This window comes from Ruegeria sp. CDSA034 (assembly GCF_059612275.1).
In genome coordinates this window covers 1-19,717 of record NZ_JBXWQH010000008.1, presented here as the reverse complement: position 1 = coordinate 19,717, position 19,717 = coordinate 1, and the positions used below count along the sequence as shown (strand labels likewise).

Genomic DNA, 19,717 nt, shown 5'->3' with positions numbered 1-19,717 from the left:
TATTCAATTTATTTATTTTGTTTTGCTGTTTTCAACTGTCACAGGGGCTCGTCCAGGACACAAACGCGCCTTTTGGAAATAAGGTGCGAGCTACTTGCCAACCCCACCATTCCCCTATACATGCCGCCTCTATCGTCTTCGGGCGAGATTCTCTCGTGGGAGGTTGCTGGGATCGCGATCCCGGATCGGACCACGCAACATAAACCGGGTGGGACGCGTCCTGCCTACGTTGAAAGGAAAACCAAATGGCCAAGAAGCTTGCTGGTACAATGAAACTGCAGGTTCCTGCAGGTCAGGCGAACCCGTCGCCGCCAGTTGGTCCGGCGCTGGGTCAGCGCGGCATCAACATCATGGAATTCTGCAAGGCGTTCAACGCCAAGACCGCAGACATGGAGCAAGGCGCACCTTGCCCGACCGTGATTACCTATTATCAGGACAAGTCCTTCACCATGGACATCAAGACGCCGCCCGCGTCTTACTACCTGAAAAAAGCGGCTGGTCTGAAGCCGGTTGGCAAGCGTAACCGTCCCCGTGGCGCGGAAAACCCAGGTCGTGAGACCGTGGCAACCGTGACCTCGAAGCAGGTTCGCGAAATCGCCGAAGCCAAAATGAAAGATCTGAACGCCAACGACGTCGAAGGCGCAATGCAGATCATCCTGGGCTCGGCCCGCTCTATGGGCATCGAGGTGAAGTAAGATGGCAAAACTCGGTAAACGTACGCGCGCCGCGCGCGAAGCTGTCGCTGGCAAGGAAAACCTGTCGGTGGACGAGGCAGTTGCCCTGGTCAAAGCCAATGCAACCTCGAAATTCGACGAAACCATCGAGATCGCGCTGAATCTGGGTGTTGACACCCGTCACGCGGACCAGATGGTTCGTGGTGTTGTCGGCCTGCCAAATGGCACCGGCAAAACCATGCGCGTTGCTGTGTTCGCTCGTGGCCCCAAGGCTGACGAAGCGAAAGAAGCAGGCGCGGACATCATTGGCGCAGAGGACCTGATGGAAACCATTCAGGGCGGCACCATCGAATTTGATCGCTGCATTGCCACCCCTGACATGATGCCGATCGTCGGTCGTCTGGGTAAAGTTCTGGGCCCCCGCAACCTGATGCCGAACCCCAAAGTTGGCACCGTGACCATGGACGTGAAAGCGGCCGTGGAAGCAGCCAAGGGTGGTGAAGTTCAGTTCAAGGCGGAAAAAGGCGGCGTTGTGCACGCCGGTGTTGGCAAAGCGTCCTTCGACGAAGCCAAGCTGGTCGAAAACGTCCGCGCCTTTATCTCGGCCGTGGCCAAGGCCAAGCCGACAGGCGCCAAAGGCACCTACATGAAGAAAATCGCGCTGAGCTCGACCATGGGCCCTGGCGTGACTCTGGATGTTGCCGCCGCATCGGGCGAATAAGCCCAATAGCAATACTGCGAAGATGAAATCCCGGGTGGTGCGAACCGCCCGGGATCTTTTACTTAAAGATGATCAGGCTGTCCGCGTGAAGGCCGCATTCAAGTGGCCTGCGCCAGGCGGAAGCTGCGGTTTAAGACTGCGCGCGTCTGACCTCTATGGCTTAGATATATGCGCGCAATACACCGGCCTCACGCGCGCTGATTGTTGGGGCCGCGGTGCGTCGAAACGCTTCGCTGACATCTTCGATCGACGGGAATAGCGCCAGGATTTCCGACCGTTGCGGGGACGACAGCGCGTATTTTGCATTTTCGCCGAAATAGTAGCTTTCTGTCAGCGCGCCGTTGGATCGGACAATGTGGTGTCGGTCGAACATGAAGTGGGTGTAGGTAATGCGATCCGCCGGGCGGATCGAAACCCCCGGCAGGCCACACAGGTGCTTGGCGGCCACGAACACTTCGGATGATCCAAAAAGCATGTCAGTGGCAGGTGAGCCGATCAGAATTCGATGCTGTTGCGAAACCACCAGCTCTTTCGTGTTCCCGATAGCGCCGGCCTCGATTACCACCGGAGCAAATGACCCATGACCATGAGCCTCGGTCGTTCCGATCCAGAGGATCGGTTGAAATCCGCTGTCCCGTGTCCAGACGCGTTGACCTTTTGTGAGGTCTTGAACCTCAACGATACCGTCGGCAGTTTCGATAAGGGTTCCCGGCCCAAAGCAGGTAACATAGTCAGCATAAGCCGACGACCCGGCATTTGAACCACCGGTTTTGACATACGACGTTCCGGTATCTAGCGGGGCAGATGTCGCATAGCCCCAAACGTCCTGCGTCACGCCGCCTTGGGAAAACACATAGATGGTGATTTCTGGCCCGGTCGGGTTGAGATCGTCATCCAGGGCTCGCACCGTGATAATTGACTCAGATTCTACCTGCATGCCGTTTGTCACTATACCGCCACCATCCGTAATGACGTGGCCAGCTGGCAGGTCATCGTCGAAAACGTCAGGGCTGCCAGCAGTGTCATCCAGTGTGATGGTGGTGCCGGTGCCGCCCGAGTAGGTAAAGATGGTGCCATCCGGTGTGTCCGAATTGTTGATGATCGAGCCTCCGACCACGATATCGTTCGAGTCAGCTGTATCCGGGACAAAAGTAGCGACCAGGCTGGAGCTGTCCTGAGCAAAAAAACTGCGGAGAACCATGTAAGCGACTTACCTTCTGTGTGGCGGTTATTGTCGGCCTAAACTGACAAACGCCGCGTGGGTTATGGTTTGGGATAACGTTTCTTGGGATGGTTCGGTCAACTAAGATTTGCGCGATGTCGCTCACAATCTCGTCATTTACGCTGACCATTCATCCAGCTTAACGGAGTTGGAACGCGACCTGCAGGCGATCGCCCAGTCTTTGCCGCTTGTCTCTTTCGAATTCGCTGCATTCGTGGTCGTTTCGCCACAAGGCCAACCAGTCTTTCAATAGCCGTCCGCGGAGACAATAATCCAGGATTTCAACATTGACAGGATGTCGGTAAAGGCGAAAGAACATGTCTTTGTTTCTTTTAAGGATACCGCTTCGGTCGACACCCGATGCGCCGCCATTTCGAAAGATATCCGCTTTTAGAAAATCGACGATATCGTAGACCGCTAGCTTGTCTCGAGCTTCGGTGAAATCCAGACCAATCGTTTTCCCCTGTCCCACAATCAGGTTCTGCCCGTGATAATCGCCATGTGAAAACACGCGCAGGTCCTCGGTGCCCTTCAGGCGGGTCCCTTCGGACAGCATCAGGTTCACCATCGTCCGGCTTTGGTTCGCGATTTTGTTGGGAACGGCCGTCATCAGCTCTTTCAAGCTGTCTGTCATCCACCTGGGGCGAAAGGCGTAGCGAACAGGCGGATTGCGACTGTGAAGATCGTTCAGCCACGACCCCGCGCGACGGTACACCTGGGCGACCTGATCATCGTCTTTGCTGTTGTAGATCAGATCAACGGCGGTTGGCCGATTGATGTATTCGGTCACCAGAAAAGCGCCACCTGGCGAGAGGTAAACGGGTCGGACAACGCGCGAAGTCTCATTGCCCTCAAAAAATCGGTACAGTTCGACGAGCAGGTCATATTCGTTCCGCAATCGCCCGGTGTCTGGCGATTGCGTGTCGATCTTAAGGGCGAAGGCCTGCGCTGCGGTATGCAGGATCACGACGGATCGCGTGTCGTCGAACGCATGCGATCGGTAGATGCATTCATAGCGGCGGATGGGCACTTTCAGGAACTGGTTTGAAAACTCGTCGATATACAAGGCGACGCGGGCATTTTCTTCGTCTGAAAGGGGCAGCGTTCCAGCCAACGGGCCAAGTCCTGAGTGCTATTGTCCAGTCTCCGGACAGGATAACAGTGCGATGTCCGTGTCAACGGAAAGTCGATGCTTTGAGCTGCTTGAATTGGCGTTTGCGCGTTGTGCTGCGTAAATCCGCGCCTATATACATGCTAAGCTCCAAACGGGGTGGAAATCGTTTTCGACAGATGCTGTTGCGAACCTGCGCAAACCGCAATTTACCCCTTGGAAACCGGCCCCATCTGCCCTAAGTAGGGCTACGAAGTAAAGCGTGCGATTCGTCGTGCGCTTTATTTTGTTTCGTCCAAGACGGTGGGTGGTGCCATACGGCCCCTTAATTCCCTGCCTGAGACGGGTAAGACCAAAGAATTCTGGGGGGTCCAACCCTCGGGCGCATTTTGGCCAATCCCGTAACAACGGACCTGAACGCCGGAGCGAAAGCTGCGGCTAATATGAGCCGGGGTGAGATATCGCCCCAAACTTGGAGAGAACTGTGGATAGAGCCCAGAAAGAGAAAGTGGTCGAGGAACTCGGCCAAATCTTCGAAAGCTCTGGCGTCGTAGTGGTTTCGCACTACGCCGGTCTGACAGTTGCCGAGATGCAGGACCTTCGCGCACGTGCTCGTGACGCGGGTGGCTCCGTGCGTGTTGCCAAGAACAGGCTCGCCAAAATCGCCCTCGACGGAAAGCCATGTGAAAGCATTGCCGACCTGCTGACGGGTATGACCGTTCTGACCTATTCCGAGGACCCTGTGGCAGCAGCCAAAGTGGCCCAGGACTACGCCAAAGAGAACCAAAAGTTCGAAATTCTTGGCGGTGCAATGGGTGAGAACGCTCTGGATCGTGCCGGCGTCGAAGCCGTGTCGAAAATGCCTTCGCGCGAGGAGCTTATTGCTACTATCGCGGGCATGCTTGGCGCACCTGCTTCGAACATCGCTGGCGCAATTGGCGCACCTGCAAGCAACATCGCAAGCATCCTTTCCACCATCGAAGAGAAGGCGGAAGCTGCGTAAGCGGTTGGCACTGAATGATCTGCGTAGGGTAACCACCCTGACGTTGGAACACACACTGTAAACGGAAAGAGCTGATAAAATGGCTGATCTGAAAGCACTCGCAGAAAGCATCGTGGGTCTGACCCTGCTGGAAGCACAAGAACTGAAAACCATCCTCAAAGACGAATATGGCATCGAGCCCGCAGCAGGCGGCGCAGTTGTCATGGCAGCCGGTGGCGACGCCGGTGGCGCAGCTGAGGAAGAAAAAACCGAATTCGACGTCGTTCTGAAGAACGCCGGCGCTTCGAAAATCAACGTGATCAAAGAAGTTCGCGGCATCACCGGTCTGGGCCTGAAAGAAGCCAAAGAACTGGTCGAAGCTGGCGGCAAGATCAAAGAAGGCGTGTCGAAAGACGAAGCCGAAGAAGTCAAAGGCAAGCTGGAAGCAGCTGGCGCCGAAGTCGAGCTGGCCTAAGCCATTCGACAGGTGCATCGCTGATGTGCCGCAGAATTTGGCTGGATCCGGAGAAATCCGGGTCCAGCCGAACCTGTCTTAGAAAGGGCCTCTGAATATTGGGGTGTTTTCTAAGACGCGGTTCGCGGATCGGGAGGCTGCCATTCGGGACGGTGGCCACGAATTGATCCGGGCGTGTCGTCTCTAATGTGCAAGGCACCGGGGCCCGACGGTGTCTTTGTCCGCTGAGAACATCGAAAGGTGACATCTGACATGGCTCAAACGTTCCTTGGCCAGAAACGTCTTCGTAAATATTACGGCAAAATCCGCGAAGTGCTGGAGATGCCGAACCTCATTGAGGTCCAGAAATCCTCTTATGATCTATTTCTGCGCTCCGGCGATGCAGATGTGCCCACAGACGGCGAAGGCATCAAAGGCGTGTTCCAATCGGTCTTCCCGATCAAGGATTTCAACGAAACCTCCGTTCTGGAGTTCGTGAAATACGATCTGGAAAAACCCAAATATGACGTCGAAGAGTGCATGCAGCGCGACATGACCTACAGCGCTCCGCTGAAGGTCACTTTGCGTCTGATCGTGTTCGATGTCGACGAGGACACCGGCGCCAAATCCGTCAAAGACATCAAAGAACAGGACGTATTCATGGGCGACATGCCCCTGATGACGCCCAACGGTACGTTCATCGTGAACGGCACCGAGCGTGTGATCGTGTCCCAGATGCACCGTTCGCCCGGCGTGTTCTTTGACCACGACAAGGGCAAGACCCACTCTTCGGGTAAACTGCTCTTTGCTTGCCGCATCATCCCGTATCGCGGCAGCTGGCTGGACTTTGAGTTCGACGCCAAGGACATCGTGTTCGCCCGTATCGACCGTCGCCGCAAATTGCCTGTGACCACCCTGCTGTATGCGTTGGGTCTGGATCAGGAAGCGATCATGGATGCGTACTACGACACCGTGTCCTATAAGCTGGACAAGAAGAAGGGTTGGATCGCTCCGTTCTTCCCGGAACGTGTGCGCGGTACCCGTCCGACTTATGATTTGATTGATGCGAAATCGGGTGAAGTGATTGCTGAAGCAGGCAAGAAGGTCACACCGCGCGCTGTCAAGAAACTGATCGACGAAGGCACTGTCACCAACCTGCTGGTTCCATTCGACCACATCGTTGGAAAATTCGTCGCCAAAGACGTCATCAACGAAGAAACCGGTGCGATCTATGTCGAAGCCGGTGATGAGCTGACGCTGGAATATGACAAGGACGGCGAACTGATCGGCGGCACAGTCAAAGAGCTGGTCGATGCCGGCGTCACCGAGATTCCGGTTCTGGACATCGACAACATCAACGTCGGTCCGTACATGCGCAACACCATGGCGGCAGATAAGAACATGGGCCGGGACACCGCGCTGATGGATATCTACCGTGTTATGCGTCCGGGTGAACCGCCCACCGTCGAAGCGGCCTCGGCCCTGTTCGACACGTTGTTCTTCGACAGCGAGCGCTATGACCTGTCCGCCGTTGGCCGCGTGAAGATGAACATGCGTCTAGCTCTAGATGCGCCGGATACCCTGCGCACCCTGCGCCGCGAAGACATCGTGGCCTGCATCAAGGCGCTGGTCGAACTGCGCGACGGCAAAGGTGACATCGACGATATCGACCACCTTGGTAACCGTCGTGTCCGTTCGGTCGGCGAACTGATGGAAAACCAGTACCGCGTCGGCCTGTTGCGCATGGAGCGCGCGATCAAAGAGCGTATGTCGTCGGTCGAGATCGACACTGTCATGCCGCAGGACCTGATCAACGCGAAACCGGCTGCTGCTGCTGTTCGCGAATTCTTCGGCTCGTCGCAGCTGTCGCAGTTCATGGACCAGACCAACCCGCTGTCGGAAGTGACCCACAAACGCCGCCTTTCGGCGCTTGGCCCCGGTGGTCTGACGCGCGAGCGTGCGGGCTTTGAGGTGCGTGACGTGCACCCGACCCACTATGGTCGGATGTGCCCGATTGAAACGCCTGAAGGTCCGAACATTGGTCTGATCAACTCGCTGGCCACCTTTGCCCGCGTTAACAAGTATGGCTTCATCGAAACACCGTACCGCGTCGTCAAAGACGCCGAGGTGACCGATGAGGTTCACTACATGTCCGCGACCGAAGAAATGCGTCACACTGTGGCGCAGGCGAACGCGACACTGGATGCAGATGGCAAGTTCATCAACGATCTGGTTTCGACCCGTCAGTCCGGCGACTACACCCTTGCCCCGCGCGAGAATGTGGACCTGATCGACGTCAGCCCGAAACAGTTGGTATCGGTTGCTGCATCGCTGATCCCGTTCCTTGAAAATGACGACGCCAACCGCGCTCTGATGGGCTCGAACATGCAACGTCAGGCGGTTCCGCTGCTGCGGGCCGAGGCGCCGCTGGTCGGCACCGGTATCGAGGAAAAGGTTGCCATCGACTCGGGCGCTGCGATTCAGGCGAAACGTGCCGGTATCATCGACCAGGTCGATGCCCAGCGTATCGTTATTCGTGCTACCGAAGATCTGGAACTGGGCGACGCGGGTGTGGACATCTACCGTCTGCGCAAATTCCAGCGTTCGAACCAGAACACCTGCATCAACCAGCGTCCGCTGGTGAAAGTGGGTGACACTGTCACGAAAGGCGAGGTTGTCGCCGATGGTCCGTCCACCGATATCGGTGAACTGGCACTGGGTAAGAACGTGGTCGTCGCGTTCATGCCGTGGAATGGCTACAACTACGAAGACTCGATCCTGATCAGCGAACGTATTGCGCGTGATGACGTCTTTACCTCGGTCCATATCGAGGAATTCGAAGTCGCTGCCCGTGACACGAAGCTGGGCCCGGAAGAGATCACCCGCGACATCCCGAACGTCGGTGAAGAAGCGCTGCGTAACCTCGACGAGGCTGGCATCGTTTACATCGGTGCGGATGTTGAGCCGGGCGATATTCTGGTTGGCAAGATCACTCCGAAGGGCGAAAGCCCGATGACCCCGGAAGAAAAGCTGCTGCGCGCCATCTTTGGTGAAAAAGCATCTGACGTGCGCGATACCTCGTTGCGCGTGAAGCCGGGTGATTACGGTACGGTCGTGGAAGTCCGCGTCTTCAACCGTCACGGTGTGGAAAAAGACGAGCGTGCGCTGCAGATCGAGCGTGAGGAAGTCGAACGTCTGGCCCGTGACCGGGATGACGAGCTGGCGATCCTTGACCGCAACATCTATGCGCGTCTGCAGGGTCTGATCCTGGGTAAAACCGCTGTCAAAGGCCCGAAAGGCGTCAAGGCAGGATCGGTGATCACCGAGGAACTGCTGGACATGCTGACCCGTGGTCAGTGGTGGCAGCTGGCGTTGGAAGACGAGAAGGACGCGCAGATCGTAGAGGCTCTGAACGAGCAGTACGAAGTGCTCAAGCGCGCTCTGGATGCCCGTTTCGAAGACAAGGTCGAAAAAGTCCGTCGTGGTGACGATCTGCCGCCGGGTGTGATGAAGATGGTCAAAGTCTTCATCGCCGTGAAGCGTAAGCTGCAGCCGGGCGACAAGATGGCCGGCCGTCACGGGAACAAAGGTGTGATCTCCAAAGTTGTTCCGATGGAAGACATGCCGTTCTTGGCCGATGGTACGCCGGTTGATTTCTGTCTGAACCCACTGGGTGTGCCTTCGCGTATGAACGTTGGTCAGATCCTTGAAACCCACATGGGTTGGGCCGCACGCGGTTTGGGTTTGAACATCGACGAGGCACTGGGTGAATACCGCCGTTCCGGCGACCTGACCCCGGTTCGCGAAGCGATGAAGCTGGCCTATGGCGAGAATGTCTATGAAGAAGGCATTGCCGGCATGGACGAAGGTCACCTGATCGAGGCGGCGGGCAACGTGACCCGTGGTGTTCCGATCGCGACCCCGGTCTTTGACGGTGCCAAAGAGGCTGACGTCAACGACGCGCTGGTGCGTGCGGGCTTCTCGGAAAGCGGTCAGTCGGTTCTGTTCGACGGTCGTACCGGTGAGCAATTCGCGCGTCCGGTCACCGTTGGCATCAAGTACCTGCTGAAACTGCACCACCTTGTGGATGACAAAATCCACGCGCGTTCGACCGGGCCGTACAGCCTGGTAACCCAGCAGCCGCTGGGTGGTAAGGCGCAGTTCGGTGGTCAGCGCTTTGGTGAGATGGAAGTCTGGGCTCTGGAAGCTTACGGCGCCGCCTACACCCTGCAGGAGATGCTCACCGTGAAATCGGATGACGTCGCCGGTCGGACCAAGGTCTATGAGTCGATCGTCAAGGGCGAGGATAACTTTGAAGCGGGCGTACCGGAATCGTTCAACGTTCTGGTTAAAGAAGTCCGTGGCCTCGGCCTGAATATGGAACTCCTGGATGCGGAGGAAGAGTAGGGGCGGCAACGCCCCACACTCATCCCATCCCAATTTGTAAGGACGCAAAATGAACCAGGAAATCACCAATAACCCGTTCAACCCGCTGACGCCGCCGAAAGTCTTTGACGAGATCAAAGTCTCCCTGGCGTCGCCCGAGCGGATTCTGTCTTGGTCCTATGGCGAGATCAAGAAACCCGAAACCATCAACTACCGGACGTTCAAGCCCGAGCGTGACGGTCTGTTCTGCGCGCGTATCTTTGGCCCGATCAAAGATTACGAATGTCTGTGCGGCAAATATAAGCGGATGAAGTATCGCGGCGTTGTCTGCGAGAAATGCGGTGTGGAAGTCACCCTGCAGAAAGTCCGCCGCGAGCGTATGGGCCACATCGAACTGGCAGCACCCGTTGCGCACATCTGGTTCCTGAAATCGCTGCCGTCCCGCATCGGTCTGATGTTGGACATGACGCTGCGCGATCTGGAACGTGTTCTGTACTTTGAAAACTATGTCGTCATCGAGCCCGGTCTGACCGACCTGTCTTATGGCCAGATGCTGACCGAAGAAGAGTACATGGACGCGCAGGATGCCTATGGCATGGACGCGTTCACGGCGAACATCGGTGCGGAAGCTATCCGTGAAATGCTGGCTCAGATCGATCTGGAAGCCGAAGCCGAGCAGCTGCGCGCTGATCTGGCCGAAGCAACTGGTGAACTGAAGCCCAAGAAGATCATCAAACGTCTGAAGGTTGTTGAATCTTTCCTCGAGTCGGGCAACCGGCCTGAGTGGATGGTGATGACCGTGATCCCGGTCATTCCGCCGGAACTGCGTCCGCTGGTTCCGCTGGATGGTGGCCGTTTCGCGACTTCGGATCTGAACGATCTGTATCGCCGCGTCATCAACCGGAACAACCGTCTGAAGCGTCTGATCGAACTGCGCGCACCTGACATCATCGTCCGCAACGAAAAGCGGATGTTGCAGGAATCCGTGGACGCTCTGTTCGACAATGGCCGTCGTGGGCGCGTGATTACCGGTGCCAACAAGCGTCCGCTGAAATCGCTGTCGGACATGCTGAAAGGTAAGCAGGGTCGCTTCCGTCAGAACCTTTTGGGTAAGCGCGTCGACTTCTCGGGCCGTTCGGTCATCGTGACCGGTCCGGAACTCAAGCTGCACCAGTGTGGTCTGCCCAAGAAGATGGCGCTGGAGCTGTTCAAGCCGTTCATCTACTCGCGCCTTGAAGCCAAGGGTCTGTCTTCGACCGTGAAGCAGGCGAAGAAACTGGTCGAGAAAGAGCGTCCCGAAGTGTGGGATATCCTAGACGAGGTGATCCGCGAACACCCTGTCATGCTGAACCGTGCGCCGACGCTGCACCGTTTGGGCATTCAGGCGTTTGAGCCGGTTCTGATCGAAGGTAAAGCCATCCAGCTGCACCCGCTGGTCTGTTCGGCGTTTAACGCCGACTTCGACGGTGACCAGATGGCTGTGCACGTCCCGCTGAGCCTTGAGGCCCAGCTGGAAGCCCGTGTTCTGATGATGTCGACGAACAACGTTCTGTCGCCTGCAAACGGTGCGCCGATCATCGTTCCGTCGCAGGATATGATCCTGGGTCTGTACTATGTGACCCTGGAACGCGAAGGCATGCCGGGCGAAGGTAAGGTGTTTGGTTCGATCGACGAAGTTCAGCACGCGCTGGATTCCGGCGAAGTGCACCTGCACACCAAGATCACCGCGCGGATCACGCAGATCGACGACGAAGGCAACGAAGTTCAGAAGCGTTTCGAGACTACTCCGGGCCGTCTGCGTCTGGGTGCCTTGCTGCCGATGAACAACAAGGCCCCGTTCGAGCTGGTTAACCGTCTGCTGCGGAAGAAAGAAGTGCAGCAGGTAATCGACACCGTCTACCGCTACTGCGGTCAGAAAGAGTCGGTTATCTTCTGTGACCAGATCATGTCGATGGGCTTCAAAGAAGCGTTCAAGGCGGGCATCTCGTTCGGTAAGGACGACATGGTCATCCCTGATGACAAATGGGGCATCGTTGATGAGACCCGCAGTCAGGTAAAAGACTTTGAACAACAGTACATGGACGGTCTGATCACGCAGGGCGAAAAGTACAACAAAGTTGTCGATGCCTGGTCGAAGTGTAACGACCGCGTCACCGATGCGATGATGGGCACGATCTCGTCTTCGGATCGGGCAGAGGATGGTTCCGAACAAGAACCAAACTCGGTCTACATGATGGCCCACTCGGGTGCGCGTGGCTCGGTTACTCAGATGAAACAGCTGGGCGGTATGCGTGGTCTGATGGCCAAGCCGAACGGTGACATCATCGAGACGCCGATTATCTCGAACTTTAAAGAAGGTCTGACCGTTCTCGAGTACTTCAACTCGACCCACGGTGCCCGTAAGGGTCTGTCGGATACCGCTCTGAAGACGGCGAACTCGGGTTACCTGACCCGTCGTCTGGTGGACGTGGCGCAGGACTGCATCGTTCGTGAGATCGACTGTGGTACTGAACGTGCGATCACCGCCGAAGCTGCGGTCAACGATGGTGAGGTTGTTGCATCGCTGGCCGAACGTGTGCTGGGTCGTGTTTCTGCCGATGACGTTCTGCGTCCGGGTACGGAAGAGGTTCTGGTCGCTGCGGGTCAGCTGATTGACGAACGCATGGCCGACACCATTGACGAGGCCGGTGTTGCTTCGATGCGCATCCGCTCGCCTCTGACTTGTGAGTCCGAGGAAGGTGTATGTGCCACCTGCTATGGTCGTGACCTTGCACGTGGTACGCGGGTCAACACGGGTGAGGCTGTCGGCATCATCGCCGCCCAGTCCATCGGTGAACCTGGCACACAGCTGACGATGCGGACCTTCCACATCGGCGGTGTTGCCCAAGGTGGTCAGCAGTCATTCCAAGAAGCCAGCCAAGACGGTGTGGTTTCGTTCGAGAACCCGCAGGTTCTGGCCAATTCCGCAGGCGAAATCCTGGTCATGGGCCGGAACATGAAGCTGGTGATCAAGGACGAACACGGTGAAGAACGTGCCAGCCACAAGCTGGGCTATGGCTCTAAGCTGTTCGTCAAGGATGGCGCCAAGGTGGCTCGTGGCGACAAGCTGTACGAGTGGGATCCCTACACCCTGCCGATCATCGCCGAGAAAGCCGGTACCGCGAAGTATGTCGACCTTGTTTCGGGCATTGCTGTCCGCGATGAGACCGACGATGCAACCGGCATGACCCAGAAGATCGTGATCGACTGGCGCGCCGCCCCCAAAGGTAGCGACCTGAAGCCCGAGATCATTCTGGTTGGTGACGATGGCGAGCCGGTCCGCAATGATGCGGGCAACCCGGTTCACTATCCGATGTCGGTGGATGCGATCCTGTCGATCGAAGACGGTGATAAAATCGAGGCTGGTGAAGTCGTTGCGCGTATCCCGCGTGAAGGCGCCAAGACCAAGGACATCACCGGTGGTCTGCCACGTGTGGCCGAACTGTTCGAAGCCCGTCGTCCGAAAGATCACGCGATCATCGCAGAAGCCGATGGTTACGTGCGCTTTGGCCGCGACTACAAGAACAAGCGCCGTATCAGCATCGAACCGGCTGACGAGTCCATGGAGACCATCGAGTACATGGTACCCAAGGGCAAGCACATCCCGGTCGCCGAAGGGGACTTCATCCAGAAGGGTGAATACCTGATGGACGGTAACCCGGCTCCGCATGACATCCTGTCCATCATGGGTGTCGAAGCGCTGGCGGATTACATGATCGACGAGGTGCAAGACGTCTATCGCCTGCAAGGTGTGAAAATCAACGACAAGCACATCGAAGTCATCGTGCGTCAGATGCTGCAGAAGTGGGAGATCCTGGACTCAGGCGACACCACTCTGCTGAAAGGCGAACATGTCGACAAGCAGGAGTTCGACGCAGCCAACGAGAAGACGTTGGCCCGCGGCGGGCGTCCAGCTCAGGGCGAACCGATCCTTCTGGGGATCACCAAAGCCTCGCTGCAGACACGTTCGTTCATCTCGGCGGCGTCGTTCCAGGAAACCACCCGCGTGCTGACCGAAGCTTCGGTTCAGGGCAAGAAGGACAAACTGGTTGGCCTGAAAGAGAACGTCATCGTCGGCCGTCTGATCCCAGCCGGTACCGGTGGGGCCACTCAGGCCGTGCGCCAGGTTGCGCAAGGCCGCGACAACGTCGTGATCGAAGCCCGCCGGGAAGAGGCCGAAGCGGCCGCTGCCTTGGCTGCGCCGGTCATGGATGACGACATGGTCGGTGACGAGCTGGACGTTCTGGTGGAAACACCGGAAAGCCGCGAGTAACTTTCTCATCATAGAAATAAGGAAAGGCCCTGCGATTTCGCGGGGCCTTTTCCTTTGCCCTTGGTGCGCTTTCGCCCAATCGTGATACAACTGAATAGTCTCGAAGACAGCGACCCACTGACCAAGGGATGCATGATGCCTACAATCAAGGGTGATTTGATACAGCTTGCACTGAACGGTGAGTTTGATGTCATCGTTCACGGTTGCAATTGCTTCCATGCGATGGGGGCCGGGATAGCACGGGCGATTGTGGCGGAATTCCCTGATGCGCTTGAGGCCGACAAGCAGACGGACCTTGGGTCCCGATCAAAACTCGGAACGATTTCTTCGGTCCAGATCACGCGGGGCACGACCGAATTTGTAGTGGTTAATGCCTATACCCAGTTTCATTGGGAGGGGCCGGGGCCGCTTGTGGAATATGAGGCGATCTCGGGTTGTTTTTCGAAGATTGCACGCGCATTCCCCGCATCGCGGATCGGCTATCCGATGATAGGTGCAGGTCTGGCCGGTGGCAATTGGGCAGAGATCGCGCCGCTCATTGACGTAGCTCTTGCGGGTATGGACCACACGTTGGTGATATTGCCTGGCTGATCAGCAGGCCTGACGTTGCATATTGACATCGTTCACGGGCTTACGGCCAATGGGCCAAGTTTCTTTAAAGTATTGGAATCCGCCACTATGACCCCGAATGTGAAGGGCGCGGTGCTGATGATGGGCAGCATGGCCGCCTTTACCGTGAATGATGCTTTGATCAAAGTTGCGGGGGCAGACTTGCCGCTGTTTCAGATGGTTGCGATGCGTGGACTCTTGGCGACGTTATTGGTGTTTCTGATGGCGCGTCACCTTGGGGCACTGCACCTGAACTTTCCGCGCCACGACAAATGGCTTGTTGCTGCACGCTGCCTGGCCGAGTTGTCGGCCACATTCTTCTTTCTGACAGCGCTTTTGCATATGCCGCTTGCAAATGTAACGGCCGTTCTTCAGGCGTTGCCACTTACGGTGACATTGGGGGCTGTTTTGTTCTTTGGTGAACATATCGGCTGGCGCCGCATTCTAGCGATCGGGATGGGATTTGCTGGAATGTTGCTGATCGTACGGCCGGGGCCTGATGGGTTCAGTATTTACGCGACCTACGCTCTGATTGCCGTGGCATCCGTCACCGCGCGCGACCTGATTACAAGGCGTATGTCCACCCATGTTCCGTCCTTGACGGTCACATTGGCGACGTCGGTTTCCATTACAGTGGCCGCAGGGATCGCAACTGCAGTCACAGGGTGGGAGCCGGTTACACTGGGTGCAGGGATAATGGTGGCCTCAGCTGCAGTCTTTGTTCTGACCGGATATCTTTGCAGCGTCATGGTCATGCGCGAAGGCGACGTCGGTTTTATCGCGCCGTTCCGTTATTCCAGCCTGATCTGGGCTTTGGGGCTGGGTTGGATCATTTTTGGCGATTGGCCTGATACGATCACGATGTTGGGCGCTGTTCTGGTCGTGGGTGCGGGGCTTTTCACGCTGTTCCGGGAACGTCAGTCTCAACCTGCCGAGTGAGCCCGCCGCACCCTGTCCTGTTCAATGGCAAATCGCGCAATGAACTCGCCTTCTTGTTCCGGTGTCAGTGGGGACAGCTCGGTCTTGCTGGCGCGGGCATGGGGGGAGTCGTTGAAGTTGTTCAGCGTACGCACCCACATGGGCGCGTCGGGATAGCTGATCACGGGCATGAAACGACCGATCTTATGGTGCGTGAAACTCATGATCGTGTGTTTGCAGCCGCCGGCAATATACATCCCCAACCCAACGCCCAAAAGGGATCGGAACACTGGGAGGGCTTGCGTGCCATCCGGTCCAAACCGCGCCAGAAACCCGCTGTTGAAATCCAGCCCGACCGTCCGGCTTTTCCGGGTCAGTCCTTTGGCGTCAATCGCCGCAAGGCGCAGGCGTTCGACAAAGTCGACCGAGACGGCATCATCGTCATCATGCCGGAACTGGAGACATGGCTGATCCGGGGCGGTGCGGGCGCTGTGCAGAACCTCTTTGACGACAGGGCGATGCCGAGCTGGTGTGCGCTTGACGATGCGGATCTGCCTGATGCCCGAGGTGAGATCATACAGCCGGTCCATGGACTTTTTGGGAAGGCATTCACCGACTAGCACCGCCAGCTCAAAGTCCTCGTCTGTCTGTTCCCGAAAACCGGGCAGGGTGGTGGTTTCGAACAGTCGAAACCGTTCTTCCAGCCGCTCTGGGTTATACAGGTATTGACGACGCTTTTCGACAGTTTCGTGTTCTACCTGATAACCGCCGATCGCGGGGTAGGAAAAGCGGCACAGGCCAATGACTTGCATGTTTCGTCCATCGAAAAGTTTCGCGGCCACTATGCAGAAATCCGCAATTGCCGGCAACGGGCGAGTAGCACTGGAAGCTGCAGCTAAGTCTTGGTAAAACGCCGTCAATCGGCTTGTCGGGTATGTGCTGTTGACACTCGGGCCGACTCCCCATATACGCGCGTCATCTCGGTGCCGGGGGCCGCCCCACAACCGATTCCAGTAATGAACTGGTCAAGGCCCGGACACTTTTATCGTTCGCGCCCTCTGATAACAAACCGCGACGTTCACCTCGGAATGGGAACGCTCGCGGGTTTTGCGCTTGTGGACGCACGAACGCAGCAAGTTTAGCCGCACGCAATGCGCGTGCATGTCATGTGTGTTGCAAAACGGGGAAGAAACCGGAATGCCAACTATTCAACAGCTGATCCGCAAGCCGCGTCAGCCCAAAGTAAAACGCTCGAAGTCCATGCACCTGGAGCAGTGCCCGCAGAAACGCGGCGTCTGTACTCGTGTGTATACGACCACACCGAAAAAGCCGAACTCGGCTATGCGTAAGGTTGCCAAAGTGCGCCTGACCAACGGGTTCGAGGTCATCTCGTACATCCCCGGTGAAAGCCACAACCTGCAGGAACACTCGGTTGTTCTGATCCGTGGCGGCCGTGTAAAAGACCTTCCCGGTGTCCGTTACCACATCCTGCGTGGTGTTCTGGATACCCAGGGCGTCAAAGACCGTAAGCAACGTCGTTCGAAATACGGCGCGAAGCGTCCCAAGTAAGAAGGAGAGGCTGATATGTCACGTCGTCACGCCGCCGAAAAACGCGAAGTCCTGCCTGACGCCAAATTTGGCGACAAGGTACTGACCAAATTCATGAACAACCTGATGATCGACGGCAAAAAGTCGGTCGCAGAGCGCATCGTTTACAACGCTTTTGACCGCGTTGAAGGCAAGATCAAGCGCGCTCCTGTCGAAGTGTTCCACGAAGCGCTCGACAACATCAAACCGTCGGTCGAGGTTCGTTCGCGCCGGGTTGGTGGTGCAACCTATCAGGTTCCGGTCGAAGTGCGCCCCGAGCGCCGCGAAGCACTGGCCATCCGCTGGCTGATCACTGCTGCGCGTGGCCGTAACGAAAACACCATGGAAGAGCGCCTTGCGGGCGAACTGCTGGACGCCGTACAGTCCCGCGGTACTGCCGTGAAAAAGCGCGAAGACACCCACAAGATGGCCGAGGCGAACAAAGCCTTCAGCCACTACCGTTGGTAATTCCAGAGGCTTATCAAAATGGCACGCGAATATACACTCAACCATTACCGTAACTTCGGTATTATGGCGCATATCGATGCAGGTAAAACGACCTGTTCGGAACGCATCCTGTATTACACCGGCAAATCCCACAACATCGGTGAGGTGCACGATGGTGCAGCCACCATGGACTGGATGGAGCAGGAGCAGGAACGCGGCATCACCATCACTTCGGCTGCGACCACCACGTTTTGGGAACGCACCGAAGACGGTGAAACTGCTGACTCGCCCAAGCACCGCCTGAACATCATCGACACCCCCGGCCACGTTGACTTCACCATTGAAGTTGAGCGTTCGCTGGCGGTTCTCGACGGTGCCGTTTGCGTTCTGGACGCAAACGCTGGTGTTGAGCCCCAGACCGAAACCGTGTGGCGTCAGGCTGACCGCTACAAGGTTCCGCGTATGGTGTTCGTCAACAAGATGGACAAGATCGGCGCAGACTTCTTCAACTGCGTTGCAATGATCGAAGACCGTACCGGCGCACGTGCTGTTCCGGTTGGTATTCCGATCGGCGCAGAAACCGAGCTGGAAGGCCTGATCGACCTGGTCACCATGGAAGAATGGCTTTGGCAGGGCGAAGACCTGGGCGCAAGCTGGGTCAAAGCACCGATCCGTGACAGCCTGAAAGACATGGCTGACGAATGGCGCGGTAAAATGGTCGAAGCGGCCGTCGAAATGGACGACGACGCGATGATGGAATACCTGGAAGGCAATGAGCCCGACGTTCCGACCCTGCGCGCCCTGCTGCGCAAAGGTACTCTGGAAATCGCGTTTGTTCCGGTTCTGGGTGGTTCGGCGTTCAAGAACAAAGGCGTTCAGCCGCTGTTGAATGCTGTGATCGACTATCTGCCCAGCCCGCTGGACGTTGTCGATTACATGGGCTTCAAACCCGGTGACGAAGAAGAAACCCGTAACATTGCCCGCCGCGCGGATGATGACATGGCGTTCTCGGGCCTGGCATTCAAAATCATGAACGACCCCTTTGTTGGCTCGCTGACCTTTACCCGCATCTACTCGGGTACTCTGGCCAAGGGCGACACGCTTCTGAACTCGACCAAGGGTAAGAAAGAGCGTATCGGCCGGATGATGATGATGCACTCGAATGATCGTGAGGAAATCACGGAAGCATTCGCAGGCGACATTATCGCGCTGGCAGGTCTGAAAGACACCACCACGGGCGACACTCTGTGTTCGACCGGCGATCCGGTGGTTCTGGAAACGATGACCTTCCCCGATCCGGTGATCGAGATTGCGGTTGAGCCGAAAACCAAGGCTGACCAGGAAAAGATGAGCCAGGGTCTGGGCCGTTTGGCTGCAGAAGACCCGTCCTTCCGTGTGGAAACTGACATTGAAAGCGGTCAGACCATCATGAAGGGCATGGGCGAACTTCACCTGGACATCCTGATTGACCGTCTCAAGCGTGAATTCAAGGTTGAAGCGAACATTGGTGCGCCGCAGGTGGCCTATCGCGAAACCATCGGTCACGAAGCCGAGATCGTTTACACCCACAAGAAACAGTCGGGTGGTTCGGGTCAGTTCGCCGAGGTGAAGATGATTATCTCTCCGACAGAACCGGGTGAAGGCTATTCGTTCGAATCCCGCGTTGTTGGTGGTTCGGTACCCAAGGAATATATCCCGGGTGTCGAAAAAGGCATCAGATCCGTCATGGATAGCGGCCCGCTGGCTGGCTTCCCCGTGATCGACTTCAAAGTTGCCCTGATCGAAGGTAAATACCACGACGTGGACTCCTCGGTTCTGGCGTTTGAAATCGCGGCTCGTATGGGTATGCGTGAAGGCATGCGCAAAGCCGGTGCAAAACTGCTTGAGCCGATCATGAAGGTCGAAGTGATCACCCCGGAAGAATACACCGGCGGCATCATCGGCGACCTGACATCACGTCGGGGACAGGTTTCCGGTCAGGAAAACCGTGGCAACGCCATCGCGATCGACGCGTTCGTTCCGCTGGCCAACATGTTCGGCTACATCAACACACTGCGTTCGATGTCGTCGGGCCGTGCCCAGTTCACCATGCAGTTCGATCACTACGATCCGGTTCCGCAGAACATCTCGGACGAGATCCAGGCGAAATACGCATAAGCGAAGATTTGAGGGAGCTCTGTTCAGGGGCTCCCTTAATTACCGAAAAAGGAGGCCATCATGGCAAAGGAAAAGTTTGAGCGTAATAAGCCGCACGTCAACATCGGCACGATTGGCCACGTTGACCACGGCAAGAC

The 19,717-nt window shown here is 56.9% G+C and carries 14 protein-coding genes; 11 read left to right on the top strand and 3 right to left on the bottom strand.

Going from position 1 to position 19,717, the window contains the following annotated elements:
- The first annotated feature begins 245 nt into the window (after positions 1–245).
- Both rplK and rplA read left to right on the top strand, forming a co-directional pair.
- On the top strand, positions 246–695 hold the full coding sequence (gene rplK, locus AC2FLJ_RS13900; RefSeq protein ID WP_037314971.1) for a 50S ribosomal protein L11: 450 nt from the start codon (positions 246–248) through the stop codon (positions 693–695).
- A 1-nt stretch (position 696) separates the two neighbouring features.
- Positions 697–1,395, top strand: coding sequence for a 50S ribosomal protein L1 (gene rplA / locus AC2FLJ_RS13895; RefSeq protein ID WP_058272485.1), 699 nt, complete (start codon positions 697–699; stop codon positions 1,393–1,395).
- Positions 1,396–1,555: 160 nt separating this feature from the next.
- Here rplA and AC2FLJ_RS13890 read toward each other — a convergent pair whose 3' ends face one another.
- Together AC2FLJ_RS13890 and AC2FLJ_RS13885 are read right to left on the bottom strand one after the other, a co-directional pair.
- The gene (locus tag AC2FLJ_RS13890) at positions 1,556–2,596 is read right to left on the bottom strand and encodes a Hint domain-containing protein (protein ID WP_496706335.1); all 1,041 of its coding nucleotides are present in this window, start codon (positions 2,594–2,596) and stop codon (positions 1,556–1,558) included.
- Positions 2,597–2,756: 160 nt separating this feature from the next.
- Entirely contained in the window at positions 2,757–3,731 is a 975-nt protein-coding gene (locus tag AC2FLJ_RS13885) for a phosphotransferase (RefSeq protein WP_496706333.1), read from the bottom strand.
- 481 nt (positions 3,732–4,212) lie between these two features.
- Between AC2FLJ_RS13885 and rplJ the strand changes: the two genes are divergently transcribed.
- The 6 genes from rplJ (at position 4,213) to AC2FLJ_RS13855 (ending at position 15,410) form a co-directional block, all read left to right on the top strand.
- Positions 4,213–4,731 carry a 50S ribosomal protein L10 gene (gene rplJ, locus AC2FLJ_RS13880; protein ID WP_058272482.1) on the top strand — a complete coding sequence of 173 codons (519 nt, stop codon included), beginning with the start codon at positions 4,213–4,215 and terminating at the stop codon, positions 4,729–4,731.
- 79 nt (positions 4,732–4,810) lie between these two features.
- On the top strand, positions 4,811–5,185 hold the full coding sequence (rplL, locus tag AC2FLJ_RS13875) for a 50S ribosomal protein L7/L12 (protein ID WP_037314964.1): 375 nt from the start codon (positions 4,811–4,813) through the stop codon (positions 5,183–5,185).
- 252 nt (positions 5,186–5,437) lie between these two features.
- Complete coding sequence (gene rpoB, locus AC2FLJ_RS13870; RefSeq protein WP_282120251.1) at positions 5,438–9,571, top strand: DNA-directed RNA polymerase subunit beta; 4,134 nt, start codon at positions 5,438–5,440, stop codon at positions 9,569–9,571.
- A gap of 49 nt (positions 9,572–9,620) precedes the next feature.
- Positions 9,621–13,862 (top strand): DNA-directed RNA polymerase subunit beta', encoded by a 4,242-nt coding sequence (rpoC, locus tag AC2FLJ_RS13865; RefSeq protein WP_496699287.1) that lies wholly within the window; start codon positions 9,621–9,623, stop codon positions 13,860–13,862.
- A gap of 135 nt (positions 13,863–13,997) precedes the next feature.
- Positions 13,998–14,453 carry a macro domain-containing protein gene (locus AC2FLJ_RS13860; RefSeq protein WP_496706331.1) on the top strand — a complete coding sequence of 152 codons (456 nt, stop codon included), beginning with the start codon at positions 13,998–14,000 and terminating at the stop codon, positions 14,451–14,453.
- An 87-nt stretch (positions 14,454–14,540) separates the two neighbouring features.
- Positions 14,541–15,410, top strand: coding sequence for a DMT family transporter (locus tag AC2FLJ_RS13855; RefSeq protein ID WP_496706329.1), 870 nt, complete (start codon positions 14,541–14,543; stop codon positions 15,408–15,410).
- On the opposite strand, the gene AC2FLJ_RS13850 is transcribed toward AC2FLJ_RS13855, so the two are convergent.
- On the bottom strand, positions 15,395–16,201 hold the full coding sequence (locus AC2FLJ_RS13850) for a putative rhamnosyl transferase (RefSeq protein WP_496706327.1): 807 nt from the start codon (positions 16,199–16,201) through the stop codon (positions 15,395–15,397). The genes AC2FLJ_RS13855 and AC2FLJ_RS13850 overlap by 16 nt on opposite strands.
- Positions 16,202–16,586: 385 nt before the next feature.
- Here AC2FLJ_RS13850 and rpsL point away from each other — a divergent pair, with 385 nt between their 5' ends.
- The 3 genes from rpsL to fusA are packed head-to-tail and all read left to right on the top strand — an operon-like array spanning position 16,587 to position 19,580.
- Positions 16,587–16,958 carry a 30S ribosomal protein S12 gene (rpsL, locus tag AC2FLJ_RS13845; protein WP_005621086.1) on the top strand — a complete coding sequence of 124 codons (372 nt, stop codon included), beginning with the start codon at positions 16,587–16,589 and terminating at the stop codon, positions 16,956–16,958.
- Between the two features lie 15 nt (positions 16,959–16,973).
- The gene (rpsG, locus tag AC2FLJ_RS13840; RefSeq protein ID WP_008756926.1) at positions 16,974–17,444 is read left to right on the top strand and encodes a 30S ribosomal protein S7; all 471 of its coding nucleotides are present in this window, start codon (positions 16,974–16,976) and stop codon (positions 17,442–17,444) included.
- An 18-nt stretch (positions 17,445–17,462) separates the two neighbouring features.
- A complete protein-coding gene (gene fusA, locus AC2FLJ_RS13835) occupies positions 17,463–19,580 on the top strand; it encodes an elongation factor G (protein WP_496706325.1) in 2,118 nt (705 codons plus the stop codon).
- Positions 19,581–19,717: the final 137 nt, after the last annotated feature.